The sequence below is a fragment of the Aeromonas sp. s13 genome, assembly GCF_040907905.1.
In the GTDB taxonomy this organism is placed as follows: Bacteria; Pseudomonadota; Gammaproteobacteria; order Enterobacterales; family Aeromonadaceae; genus Aeromonas; species Aeromonas veronii.
The window spans coordinates 18,791-30,987 of sequence record NZ_JBFOCS010000060.1 but is presented as its reverse complement, the minus strand read 5'-3'; the positions used below and the strand labels follow the sequence as shown (position 1 = coordinate 30,987).

Sequence of the window (12,197 nt, the reverse complement as noted above, 5' to 3'; positions counted from 1 at the left end):
GGCTACAGATGCTATTTGAAGCGGCTCTGGGGTATAGTAGCCGCTGATTTTCGGGCGCTTTTTCACCTTCATCTGCACGACCGGGATGACACGGCAAGGGCGCCTGCCCGGTTTACCCCAACGAGGTGAAGATCCGCTTTATGACCGACGCCATTGTGGTGCTCTGCACCTGCCCAGATCAAACCAGTGCCGACCTCGTCTGCGAACAGCTGCTGAACCAGCGGTTGGCCGCCTGCATCAATCAGCTGCCGGGCGTCACCTCCATCTATCGCTGGCAAGGCAAGGTGGAGCGCGCCACCGAGATCCAGCTCATCATCAAATCCCGCCAGCCGCTCTTTGCCGAGCTGCAGGCATGCATTCAAGCCCATCACCCCTATGAGGTGCCCGAGCTGCTGGCCCTGCCGGTGAGTGCCGGGCTGCCCGCCTATCTCGACTGGCTCAATGGGGAGACCGCATGACGTTCGCCCGCTTACTCTCTCCCCTGCTGCTGCTCTGTGCCCTGCTGATGACAGCGGTGGGCAGCGCCCCGGCACACGCCAGCGGCGCCGATCTGCTCAGCTCGCTGGGTATTGAGGCCAACGCCAAACCCAAATTTTTACAGGTCGATAAAGCCTTTCAGATCGAGAGCGAACAGCGCGGCGATCAGCTGCTGCTGACCCTCCATATCGCCGATGACTACTACCTCTATCGCCACAGCCTGCGCTTCAAAGGGAACAACCTCACCTTCAGCGAGCCAACCCTGCCAGAAGGCACCGAGCACGAGGATGACTTCTTCGGCAAGACCCGGGTCTACTACCAGCAGGTGAGCATCGCGGTGCCACTGAAGGAGGTGGATGAAAACGCCACCCTGCGGGTGCGCTATCAGGGCTGTACCGACGGTCTCTGCTATCCGCCGACCGACAAGCTGATCGATGTGGCCCCGCTGGCCGCTGCGCCCACAGCGACCACTGCTGAAACGGCACAAAGCGTCGCACCAGTGAGCCAGCAGGATCAGCTGGCCGCTGCCCTCGGCCATCAGGGTTTCTGGCTCAGCATCGTCGCCTTCTTCGCGCTGGGGCTGGGGCTCGCCTTCACCCCCTGCGTCTTCCCCATGTACCCGATCCTGACCGGCATCATCGCCGGCGCAGGTCATCGCCTCTCCACCGGTCGCGCCTTCCTGCTCTCCTTTGTCTATGTGCAGGGGATGGCGGTCACCTACACCTTGTTGGGGCTGGTAGTGGCCTCGGCAGGGCTGAAATTCCAGGCTGCGCTGCAACACCCCTATGTGCTGATCGGTCTATCGGTGATGTTCGTGCTGCTGGCCCTCTCCATGTTCGGGCTCTACACCCTGCAACTGCCGAGCAGTTTGCAAACCCGACTCTCCGGCCTCTCCAACCGCCAGCAGGGGGGCTCTGTAGTCGGGGTCGCCATCATGGGGATGATCTCCGGGCTGGTCTGCTCCCCCTGCACCACGGCGCCGCTCTCGGGGGCGCTGATCTACGTGGCCCAGAGCGGCGATCTCTGGCTAGGCGGGGCGGCGCTCTATGCCCTCTCGCTCGGGATGGGGCTACCGCTGCTGCTGCTCGGCACCTCGGGTGGCAAGCTACTGCCCAAGGCGGGCGCCTGGATGGATGTGATCAAGCAGCTGTTTGGTTTTGCCCTGCTGGCGGTGCCGATCCTGCTGCTGTCACGGCTCTGGAGCGATCAGATTGTCACTCTCACCTGGCTCGGCTGGGGGCTGCTGCTGTGCGGCTATCTCTATCACCACAACCAGCACCAACCCCACTCAGTGGCCAAAAGCGTGCGCGGCTTCGTGCTGTTGCTGGCGATGATCAGCGCCGTGGTGGTGGGCAAGGATCTGCTGCAACCGGCCACCCCTGCTGCCATCACGGCGGATGCCAGTCAAACGGCGCCGCGGTTTATCCGCGTCAAGACGCTGGATGATCTGAAGGTGCAGCTGGCCGCCGCCCGCGGCAAGCCGGTGCTGCTCGATCTCTACGCCGACTGGTGCGTCGCCTGCAAGGAGTTCGAGCACAAGACCTTCAGCGATCCCGCGGTGCGGGAGCGCTTCGGCCAGATGGTGCTGCTGCAGGCAGACGTCACTGCCAACGACGATGCCGATATCGAGCTGCTCAACAGTCTCAATGTGCTGGGGCTGCCGACCCTGATCTTCTTCGACCGCGAGGGCAAGGAGCTGACAGGGCAGCGGGTCACCGGTTTTATGGGGCCTATCCCCTTTGCCAAACATCTCGAGATGGTAAGTGATGCACACTGAGTTGCGTCGGCTACAGACAAGCGATGCACCTGCCTTGCAGCGGCTGTTCGAGCAGGCCCCCTCCTATCAGGCGGCGGTGAGCAATGACCCTCTCTCTGCACAGGCAGGAGAAGAGGAACTTGTCGCCTGCCCATCCGGCCTGCCTCTCTCCGACAAACATCTCATCGGCCGCTGGGAGCAGGGAGAGCTCACCGCTGTCATTGATCTGCTGCGCGGCTACCCCAATCCAGACACCGCCTATCTGGGTCTGTTACTGGTGGGGGAACCCTGGCAAGGGAGTGGCCGTGGTCAGTCGCTCTATCTTCACGCCTGCACGCTGGCAAGCTCATGGGGGGCTACCCGGCTTCGCCTGTCAGTGATTGCCAGCAATGAGAGTGCTCTATCCTTCTGGCTGCGCAGAGGGTTCACCGAGTGCTATCGCCGCGAGCTGGCTGGTTATCGGGCCGAGGCCATCGTGCTGGAACGTTCACTGGAACCGTGAGCCGAGGTTTGCCGCCGCGCATTCGCGTGGCACAATCGCCCCTCTTGTTTTGTACTTGTCCGGAGTTTTGATGAAAAAGTGGTTCATCCCCCTGCTAGCCCTCTGGCTTTATGGCTGCAGTGCAGGGCCCGGTGAAGAGGATATCCGGAGCCAAGTTACCGCCAGGTTGCTGGCCGAGACAGACGCCAACCTGTTCGATATCAGCGACTTCACCATCCTCGGCAAGGAGGAGCGGATGGAGGGGGTCTATCTGGTCAAGGTGAGTTACCAGCTCCACTTCAAGCAGGGGCTCGATCAGTTGCAGGTGTTGCACGACGAGGACCTGGTCTACGACCGGGTTGGCCCCTTCCAGCAGGAGATGGGGCTGATGGAGCTCGAGCGCAAATATGGCGAGTTCGAGGCGGGCCAGGTGCTGCCACAAGAGGCCGAGGTGTGGATGATGAAGGACGAACAGGGATGGCGGCTGGCGGAGCCGGCCCAATAAAGGGCTGCCCGCCCCTTACGCACTGCAACGACTGGACTGCCGTTGCCAACCAGCTCAAACCTGGGTATCGACCCGATACCCTTTTCGCTCGGCAGGTTCGTTCGGCAGCTTGCTAGCCAACCCTGACAGCACCTCCTTGAGGGTGACCCCGCTCTCTGCCGCACCACTGCTCTCCAACAGCTCGGTCAGCTGGCTCTGCAAGGGGTTGACCGCTTCACGCTCGGCTCCTTGCTCGCTCTCTTTTTCCTGTCCGCCCTGCTGATCCAGCGTCTCCAGCAGGCGCTCCAGATCCCGCTTGAGCGGGTTTTCGCTGCTGTCGGCGATGGCGAGTTTGCGCTGTTCCTGCTCTTGCCGCTGTTGTTGCTGCAATGCCAACTGTTGCTCCTGCTGCTGTTGCAGGGAGCCCATCATGGTGTTGATGAACGCTTCCAGCGAGTCCCTGATTGAAACACTGCCCCCGCCACTGCTCTCCCCTTGCGGTGACAGCCCCAGCTCATCCAGCACAGCGCCAAGGTCGCGCACCAGGCTGTCACTGCCCGTTGATGGTGAAGTTGCAGCCCGCTCCTGTGCCTGCACAGCGGGAGAACCCTGCCGTTGCGCCAGCGGGCTGAGCCCGCCTGACGCGACCACATTTATCTCCATCTTGGCTCTCCTCTCCCCGCCCTCTGGCCCTTTTTCGGCAAATATTCCGGTAATCAGACAAACTCTTGCCCCTTGGCAGATAACCGCACTCACACCTAAAAGATAGCGCCAACCAGACGAGATTGGCGCGAATGCATCTTTTGGTCTATCAGGCGGAACGATAGTGCTAACCCGCTATAAACAAGGGATGGCAAGGGGGCTTCGTTCAGCCAGCACTGCGCCGGCTGACAATGGGGGTCAGAAGATATCCTTCATCCGGTGCCACAACATTCCCAGTGCCAGCAGCGGGGAGCGCAGCGCCGGGCCGCCGGGGAAGGTGATATGGGGCACACTGGCAAAGAGATCGAAACCCCGACTTTCGCCGCGGATCGTCTCGGCCACCAACTTGCCCGCCATATGGGTAGCATTGAGACCGTGACCCGAATAGGCCTGGGCGTAGAGCACGTTTGGGTATTCCTTCAAGCGGCCAATCTGCGGCAGCCGGTTGGCGCCGATCCCGATCATGCCGCCCCACTGAAACTCGATGGCAGTGCCAGCCAGCTCGGGGAAGACTCGCAGCATCTTGGGCAACATAAAGGCCTTGATATCCTTCGGGTCTCGCCCCGAATAGTTGCAGGCGCCGCCAAACAGCAGGCGGCCATCGGCAGAGAGGCGGTAGTAGTCGAGCGCCACATTCTGATCGCACACTGCCATGTTTTGCGGCAGCAATCGCTGGCGCAAGCGGCGATCGAGCACCTCGGTGGCGAGGATGTAGGAGCCCGCGGGCAGCACCCGCCCCCCCAGCTCCGGATTGAGGTCGTTGAGATAGGCGTTGCAGCCGATCACCAGATAATCGGCAGTGACCCGGCCGTGGGCGGTGGTCACCTCGACCTGCTTGCCGTAGTCGATATGGGTCACTCTGGAGTGTTCAAACAGGGAGACCCCGAGGCTGGCGGCGGCGCGCGCCTCGCCGAGCGCAAGATTGAGAGGATGCAGGTGACCGGAGCCCATGTCGATGAGGCCGCCGATATAGCGATCCGACCCCACCACTGTATGGATATCTTCGCGCGGGACCAGTTTGAGTTCGTGCTCATAGCCGAGGCTCGCCAGATGCGCGAGATCCTCTTCGAAACCAGCCAGATGGCGCTGACGGGTCGCGAGGTCGCAGTAGCCCCAGGTAAGATCGCATTCTATCTTGAAGCGTTCGACCCGCTCGCGCACCAGTTGCACCGCCTCCAGCCCCATCAAATCGAGCTCGCGCACTCCTTGCTCGCCAATCCAGCGGGCAAACTGGCTGGTATCGTGGCCGATACCGCGAATAAGCTGACCGCCGTTGCGCCCGGAGGCGCCCCAGCCGATACGGTTGGCCTCCAGCAAGGCGACCTTGTAACCGGCATCAGCCAGATTGATGGCGGTATTGAGACCGGTAAAGCCGCCGCCGATGATGCAGACGTCAGCCTTGTGCTCCCCCTCCAGCTCGGGCCACTGTTGCGAGTCGTTGCGGGTGGCCGCGTAGTAGGAGGCGACGTGCTCCTGATATCCGTTGTGCTTTCCTGCCTGCATACTCAGCATCCTGCCTTGGTTGCAAATTGTTTAATAAAATAAGCAAAGTTGTTTCGATAATACCCAGTTCCTCCTCCACTCACCAACCGGTGCGGATCACAGAAATGCAAAAGGCGCCCCGAAGGGCGCCTTTTCATGCAATCAAGGTGCTGTAACGAATTACAGTACGTCGATGGCGTTCAGGTCGGAGAATGCTTTCTCCAGACGAGCGATCATGGAAGTCTGACCTTCACGCAGCCATACGCGCGGATCGTAGTACTTCTTGTTCGGCTTGTCGGCGCCTTCCGGGTTGCCCAGCTGGCCTTGCAGGTAAGCTTCGTTCTTCTTGTAGAAGTTCAGCAGACCTTCCCAGGTTGCCCACTGGGTGTCGGTGTCGATGTTCATCTTCACTACGCCGTAGGAGATGGACTCGCGGATCTCTTCCAGAGTGGAACCTGAACCACCGTGGAATACGAAGTCCAGAGACTTGGCAGGGATGCCGAACTTCTCGGAAACGTACTTCTGGGAAGCGTCCAGGATGGACGGGGTCAGCTTGACGTTACCTGGCTTGTATACACCGTGTACGTTACCGAAGGAGGCAGCGATGGTGAAACGCGGGCTGATCTTGGACAGACGCTCGTAAGCGTAAGCAACATCTTCCGGCTGGGTGTACAGAGCGGACTGATCCATATGGCTGTTGTCGACGCCGTCTTCTTCGCCACCGGTGCAACCCAGTTCCAGCTCCAGAGTCATGTTCATCTTGGCCATGCGGGTCAGGTACTCGCAGCAGATGTCGATGTTCTCTTCCAGAGACTCTTCGGACAGATCCAGCATGTGGGAGGAGAACAGCGGCTTGCCGGTTTCAGCAAAGTGCTTCTCGCCCGCTTCCAGCAGACCGTCGATCCACGGCAGCAGCTTCTTGGCAGCGTGGTCGGTGTGCAGGATTACCGGCACGCCGTAGGCTTCGGCAACAGCGTGAACGTGCTTGGCACCGGAGATGGCACCCAGGATGGCAGCTTTCTGACCTTCCAGCTTCAGACCCTTACCGGCGGTGAACACGGCACCACCGTTGGAGAACTGAACGATAACCGGCGCTTTAACCTTGGCGGCAGCTTCCAGTACGGCGTTAACGGAGTCGGTACCAACGCAGTTTACGGCCGGCAGAGCAAAGCCGTTCTCTTTAGCGATGGCGAACACTTTCTGAACGTCATCACCAGTGATCACGCCGGGTTTTACGAAGTCGAAAATTTTCTTAGACATGTTTAATCGTCCTGTCTCGTATGCCGTTAATAAAAAATGGGGGGTTCATCATGAACCGGCACAGCGGGCACATGATAAACGAAACGGGAGGCTTTTGCCCCCCGTTCCGGGTCAATTAGGCTTTGGCGCGCTGTTCCAGAATCGCAACAGCCGGCAGTACCTTGCCTTCTACGAACTCCAAGAAGGCGCCGCCGCCAGTGGAGATGTAGGAGACTTTGTCAGCGATGCCGAACTTGTCGATAGCAGCCAGGGTGTCGCCACCGCCAGCGATGGAGAAGGCCGGAGAAGCAGCGATGGCTTCAGCGATAACCTTGGTGCCTTCAGCGAACTGGTCGAACTCGAACACACCAACCGGGCCGTTCCACAGGATGGTCTTGGCGTTCATGATAATGTCAGCCAGAGCCTTGGCAGAATCCGGGCCGATGTCGAAGATCATGTCGCCGTCGGTCACATCGTTAACAGACTTGATGGTAGCCGGAGTGGACTCGGAGAACTCGGCACCTACAACCACGTCGGTGGTCACAGGAATGTTGGTCTCGGCAGCCAGTTTCTTGGCGGTGTCGATCAGGTCGTGCTCGCACAGGGACTTGCCGACGTTGTGACCGGCAGCAGCGATGAAGGTGTTGGCGATGCCACCACCGACAACCAGCTGGTCAGCGATCTTGGAGAGGGATTCCAGAACGGTCAGCTTGGTGGAGACCTTGGAGCCGCCAACGATGGCAACCATCGGGCGCTCGGGCTTGAGCATGGCTTTGCCCAGCGCTTCCAGTTCACCCGCCAGCAGCGGGCCAGCACAGGCGACCGGAGCGAACTGTGCCACACCGTAGGTGGAGCCTTCGGCGCGGTGAGCAGTACCGAACGCATCCATTACAAAGACGTCACACAGGGCGGCGTATTTTTTGGCCAGCTCTTCGGTGTTCTTCTTCTCGCCTTTGTTGAAGCGGCAGTTTTCCAGCACAACCAGCTCACCGGCAGCGACTTCTACGCCATCCAGGTAATCCTTGGCCAGGCGAACCGGGCAGGACAGAGCGTCTTTCAGATAGTTGACAACCGGAGCCAGGGAGAATTCTTCGTTGTATTCACCCTCGGTCGGACGACCCAGGTGGGAGGTGATCATCAGCTTGGCGCCCTTTTCCAGAGCCAGCTTGATGGTCGGCAGAGTCGCAACGATACGTGCATCGGAGGTGACCTTGCCGTCTTTTACCGGTACGTTCAGGTCAGCACGGATCAGAACGCGTTTACCCGCCAGATCCAGGTCAGTCATCTTGATAACAGACATATTCAGTCCTCTATATTTTCCAGGTAATGTTAAAAACAGTAACCTTTCGCCCGGGGCAGGCTCAGCCTGCGGCCATCATGGCCCGGGTGGTATCCAGCATCCGGTTTGCGAAGCCCCATTCGTTATCGCACCACATCAACATCTTGACGAGGTTGGCATCGCTCACCCGGGTCTGGGTACCATCAATGATGCAGGAGTGTGCATCATGATTGAAGTCTACGGAGACCAGAGGTTCTTCCGTGTAATCCAGAATACCGTGTAATGTACCTCTGGATGCCCGTTGCAGGGCTTGATTTACGTCAGTAACTGTCACTTTTTTACGAACAGTAATACTGAGATCCATCGCTGTTACATTGATGGTCGGCACCCGCACCGCGATCGCCTCGAACTTGCCGGCGAAGTGGGGCAGGATACGCTCCAGCCCCTTTGCCAGCTTGGTATCCACCGGAATGATGGACTGACTGGCAGCGCGGGTTCGGCGCAAGTCACTGTGGTAGGCATCGATGACTTGCTGATCATGCATGGCCGAATGAATTGTCGTAATAGTACCACAATTTATCTCGAATTCTCGATGCAATGTTTCAATCACCGGCACCACGCAGTTGGTGGTACAGGAGGCGTTGGAGACGATCCGCTCCGCTCCGGTGAGGGTATGATGGTTGACCCCGTAGACCACGGTGGCATCCACATCCGCATCCGCCGGGTGGGAGAAGAGCACCTTGCCCGCCCCCGCCGACAGATGCAGCTCGGCATCGGCCCGCGAGCCGAATACCCCGGTGCAGTCGAGCACCACATCGACCCCCAGCGCCCGCCACGGCAGCTTTGACGGATCCCGCTCGGCAAACAGGGAGATGAGATCCTCCCCCACCAGCATGCTGTTGCCCGCCAGTTGCACCGGATGGTGGAAGCGACCGTGACTGGTATCGTAACGGGTCAGGTGCACCATGGCCTCGGGGGCCGCCAGCTCGTTGATGGCAACGATCTTGATGGTCTTGTCGCGCCCGCTTTCATAGAGGGCTCGCAACACGTTGCGACCGATCCGCCCGTAACCATTGATGGCAATCTTGATCATCGAGAATCCGTTTCCTTGAACCAGCAACAGGGCGGCGCACCGGCCGCCCGGGAGCCCCGGCTACGACAGCAGGGCCTCCTTGAATTCACCGCGGGCCAGCAGGGCCGCCCCGAATACCCCGGCACTGTCACCCAGGGCAGGAGCAATAATGGGGGCTCTGAAGCGGGGATTAAAGAGGAAGGGCAAAATTGTCTGCCGTCCCACGCTGTAGAGGCTCTGCACGTTACCGACCCCACCGCCGATGACAATAACATCCGGGTCGAGAATGTTGATCACGTTGGCCAGCGCCTGACCAAACAGCAGATGCAGCCGGTCGATGGTGAGCTTGGCGATGTGATCGTGGGCGGTGGCAGCCGCGATTTGGGCCAGCGAGAGGTGGCGCTTGGCCTTCGCCTCGTACCAGGCCTCCAGCGCCGGACCGCTGATCAGGGTCTCGACGCAGCCACGCTTGCCGCAGTAGCACTCGGGGCCATCAGGGGAAAGCACATTGTGGCCCCACTCACCGGCGATGCCGTGGTGGCCGTTGAGGATCTGGCCGTTGATGACGATGCCGGAGCCGACCCCGGTGCCCATGATGATGCCGAACACCACTTTCGCATCGGGATGGTGCTGGCGCACTGCACCGAGATGGGTTTCTGCCAGCGCAAAGCAGTTGGCATCGTTGGCGATCAGCACCGGCACACCCAGCTTGCGCTCCAGATCCTCCTTGAACGGCTTGCCGTTTAGCTCGGTGGTGTTGCAGTTCTTCATCAGGCCGGTCTGTGGATCCCGCGCCCCCGGCGTGCCCATGCCGATGACGGTGGGACGCTGGCCAATCTTCTCGGCGCACTCAGCTACCAGCTTGGCGATCTGGCCGATCATGTGCTCATAACCGCCAGCCCGCTCGGTGGGGATGCGGTGGCGCAGCAGCACCTCGTCACCATCCAGCACCACGCATTCACACTTGGTACCACCAAGATCGATACCCCAATCCAGTGACTTGCTGCTCATCTTGCCTCCTGCACGGGCGCCACTTTCTCGTCGTTGCAGCGCCTATTTCAATGTAAAACGGGGCCTTGCGGCCCCGGATTTCAAACAAACTCTTCTTCTCTCGCCCCGGCCTTAGCGACCGTGATACTGAGCAGAGAGCTCGTGTACCGCGTTGACGAACACACCGGCGTGCTCCGGGTTCACATCCTGATGGATACCGTGGCCGAGGTTGAATACGTGACCATTGCCGTGACCGAAACCGGCCAGAATGGAGGCGACCTCTTCACGGATGCGAGCCGGAGTGGCGTAGAGCATGGAGGGATCCATGTTGCCCTGCAGCGCTACCTTGTCGCCGACCCGGCGCTTGGCGTCGGCAATGTCGGTGGTCCAGTCCAGACCCAGCGCATCGCAACCGGTGGCGGCGATCTGCTCCAGCCACTGGCCACCGTTCTTGGTGAACAGGGTGACCGGCACGCGGCGACCGTCGTGCTCGCGGATCAGGCCATCGACGATCTTGTGCATGTACTGCAGGGAGAAGTCGCGGTAATCGCGCGGGGTGAGCACGCCGCCCCAGGTATCGAACACCATGACAGCCTGCGCACCCGCCTTGATCTGGGCGTTGAGATAGCTAATCACGCTGTCGGCCAGCTTGTCGAGCAGCAGGTGCAGGGTTTGCGGCTCTGCGTACATCATCTGCTTGATCTTGGTAAATGCCTTGGAGCTGCCCCCCTCCACCATGTAGGTGGCCAGGGTCCAGGGGCTGCCGGAGAAGCCGATGAGCGGCACTTCGCCCTTCAGCTCACGGCGGATGGTGCGCACCGCGTTCATCACGTAGCCCAGCTCATCTTCCGGATCCGGGATCGGCAGCGCCTGCACGTCGGCCATGGAGGTGATCGGACGCTCGAAGCGCGGGCCTTCACCCTGCTCGAAGTAGAGACCGAGCCCCATGGCATCGGGCACGGTGAGAATGTCGGAGAAGAGGATGGCGGCATCGAGCGGGTAGCGGCGCAGCGGCTGCAGGGTGACTTCACAGGCCAGCTCGGCATTGCGGCACAGAGACATGAAATCCCCCGCCTGGGCGCGAGTCGCCTTGTATTCCGGCAGATAACGGCCAGCCTGGCGCATCATCCATACCGGGGTCATATCCACGTCCTGACGCAGCAGGGCGCGCAGGTATCGATCGTTCTTCAGCTCTTTCATCCCAGTTCCCGAGTTCGTATCACGCATAAAATGGCGGCCATAATACCACTTTGCCCACCGGATCGGACTGCCCAAAACGTGGCAAATGGGCACGCGGTTGCAAAGATGTGAAGGGGCGCAAACCTGACCGCCCCGCTTGTAACAAGAAGTGCAAAAAGATTGGCGAAAAGATAAGCGCCTCGTTACCCCTCGCCCGCCAGCAAACGCTCGATCAGCCGCCGGGCGATGGTGCCGTGGGGCGGCAAACGCGGCAAGCGGTCGGCGGTAAAGAAATCGGCAGCGACCAGTTCGTCATCCTGCACCCGGATTTCGCCGCTCTCGTAGTCGGCGGTAAAGCCCATCATCAGGCTGTGGGGGAAGGGCCAGGGCTGGCTCGCCACATAGCGCACATTGCGCACCCGGATGCCGCTCTCCTCGAACACCTCCCGCGCCACGCACTGCTCGAGATTCTCCCCCGCCTCCACAAAGCCGGCCAGCACGGTATACATGGGATCATCCGCCTGATAGTGACGGCGATGGGCCGCCAAGAGGATCTCCGGCCCCTTGCGCACCGCCACGATAATGCAGGGTGAAATGCGCGGATAGGCCGTGTGGCCGTGGTGGCACACCTGCGCCCACTCCCCCGCCTTCGGGGTCATGGGGGCGCCGCACTCGCCGCAGAAGCGGTGGGTACGCCGAAAGGTGACGAGCTGCCAGGCGCGGCCAGCGAGACGAAACCCCTCTTCATCCCCCGCCACCATCAGCTGGCGCAGCGGGCTCATAGCGCTCGTGTCGGCCTCATCACCCAGATCGAGCAGATAGCAGGGCAGCCCCTGCCACTCATCAAAACGCTCGAAAGGGGCGTCAGCCAGCGCTGCGGGCAGGCACGCTTTACTTCCTTGTGGCACCTCTCCCTGCTGATCGAGCAGTACCAGATGATCGCCCCCCAGCACGAACCAGCGGGCTTGTTCGGTTAATGACATCAGATAAACACTCTCGTTAAAACAAAACCTTGGCTACGGCTGGCCGAGCAAGGGGCAAACGCCACGCGAATGG

At 60.5% G+C, this 12,197-nt stretch carries 12 protein-coding genes; 4 read left to right on the top strand and 8 right to left on the bottom strand.

The window, feature by feature from the left end; all coding sequences use genetic code 11:
- Window positions 1-140: 140 nt before the first annotated feature.
- The 4 genes from cutA (at window position 141) to AB5Y82_RS10725 (ending at window position 3,219) form a co-directional block, all read left to right on the top strand.
- Entirely contained in the window at window positions 141-458 is a 318-nt protein-coding gene (gene cutA / locus AB5Y82_RS10740) for a divalent-cation tolerance protein CutA (RefSeq protein ID WP_111901297.1), read from the top strand.
- Complete coding sequence (locus AB5Y82_RS10735) at window positions 455-2,254, top strand: protein-disulfide reductase DsbD (protein ID WP_111901296.1); 1,800 nt, start codon at window positions 455-457, stop codon at window positions 2,252-2,254. Before cutA ends, AB5Y82_RS10735 begins: the two co-directional genes overlap by 4 nt.
- Window positions 2,244-2,735, top strand: a complete 492-nt coding sequence (locus AB5Y82_RS10730) for an N-acetyltransferase (RefSeq protein WP_064335563.1) — start codon at window positions 2,244-2,246, stop codon at window positions 2,733-2,735. The genes AB5Y82_RS10735 and AB5Y82_RS10730 overlap by 11 nt, the downstream gene beginning before the upstream one ends.
- 70 nt (window positions 2,736-2,805) lie before the next feature.
- Window positions 2,806-3,219, top strand: a complete 414-nt coding sequence (locus AB5Y82_RS10725; protein ID WP_005335431.1) for a hypothetical protein — start codon at window positions 2,806-2,808, stop codon at window positions 3,217-3,219.
- A gap of 54 nt (window positions 3,220-3,273) precedes the next feature.
- Here AB5Y82_RS10725 and AB5Y82_RS10720 read toward each other — a convergent pair whose 3' ends face one another.
- The 8 genes from AB5Y82_RS10720 to nudC form a co-directional block, all read right to left on the bottom strand.
- A complete protein-coding gene (locus AB5Y82_RS10720) occupies window positions 3,274-3,861 on the bottom strand; it encodes a hypothetical protein (RefSeq protein ID WP_236323403.1) in 588 nt (195 codons plus the stop codon).
- A gap of 237 nt (window positions 3,862-4,098) precedes the next feature.
- Window positions 4,099-5,403 carry an NAD(P)/FAD-dependent oxidoreductase gene (locus AB5Y82_RS10715; RefSeq protein ID WP_368173945.1) on the bottom strand — a complete coding sequence of 435 codons (1,305 nt, stop codon included), beginning with the start codon at window positions 5,401-5,403 and terminating at the stop codon, window positions 4,099-4,101.
- 159 nt (window positions 5,404-5,562) lie between these two features.
- A complete protein-coding gene (gene fbaA, locus AB5Y82_RS10710; RefSeq protein ID WP_005335434.1) occupies window positions 5,563-6,642 on the bottom strand; it encodes a class II fructose-bisphosphate aldolase in 1,080 nt (359 codons plus the stop codon).
- Window positions 6,643-6,757: 115 nt separating this feature from the next.
- Window positions 6,758-7,921, bottom strand: coding sequence for a phosphoglycerate kinase (locus AB5Y82_RS10705; protein ID WP_005340965.1), 1,164 nt, complete (start codon window positions 7,919-7,921; stop codon window positions 6,758-6,760).
- Window positions 7,922-7,982: 61 nt separating this feature from the next.
- Window positions 7,983-8,993, bottom strand: a complete 1,011-nt coding sequence (epd, locus tag AB5Y82_RS10700; protein WP_042010525.1) for an erythrose-4-phosphate dehydrogenase — start codon at window positions 8,991-8,993, stop codon at window positions 7,983-7,985.
- Between the two features lie 60 nt (window positions 8,994-9,053).
- A complete protein-coding gene (locus AB5Y82_RS10695) occupies window positions 9,054-9,983 on the bottom strand; it encodes an ROK family protein (RefSeq protein ID WP_111901293.1) in 930 nt (309 codons plus the stop codon).
- Window positions 9,984-10,094: 111 nt separating this feature from the next.
- Window positions 10,095-11,162, bottom strand: a complete 1,068-nt coding sequence (gene hemE, locus AB5Y82_RS10690; RefSeq protein ID WP_005354434.1) for a uroporphyrinogen decarboxylase — start codon at window positions 11,160-11,162, stop codon at window positions 10,095-10,097.
- 182 nt (window positions 11,163-11,344) lie between these two features.
- Window positions 11,345-12,124, bottom strand: coding sequence for an NAD(+) diphosphatase (gene nudC / locus AB5Y82_RS10685; protein ID WP_111901292.1), 780 nt, complete (start codon window positions 12,122-12,124; stop codon window positions 11,345-11,347).
- Window positions 12,125-12,197: the final 73 nt, after the last annotated feature.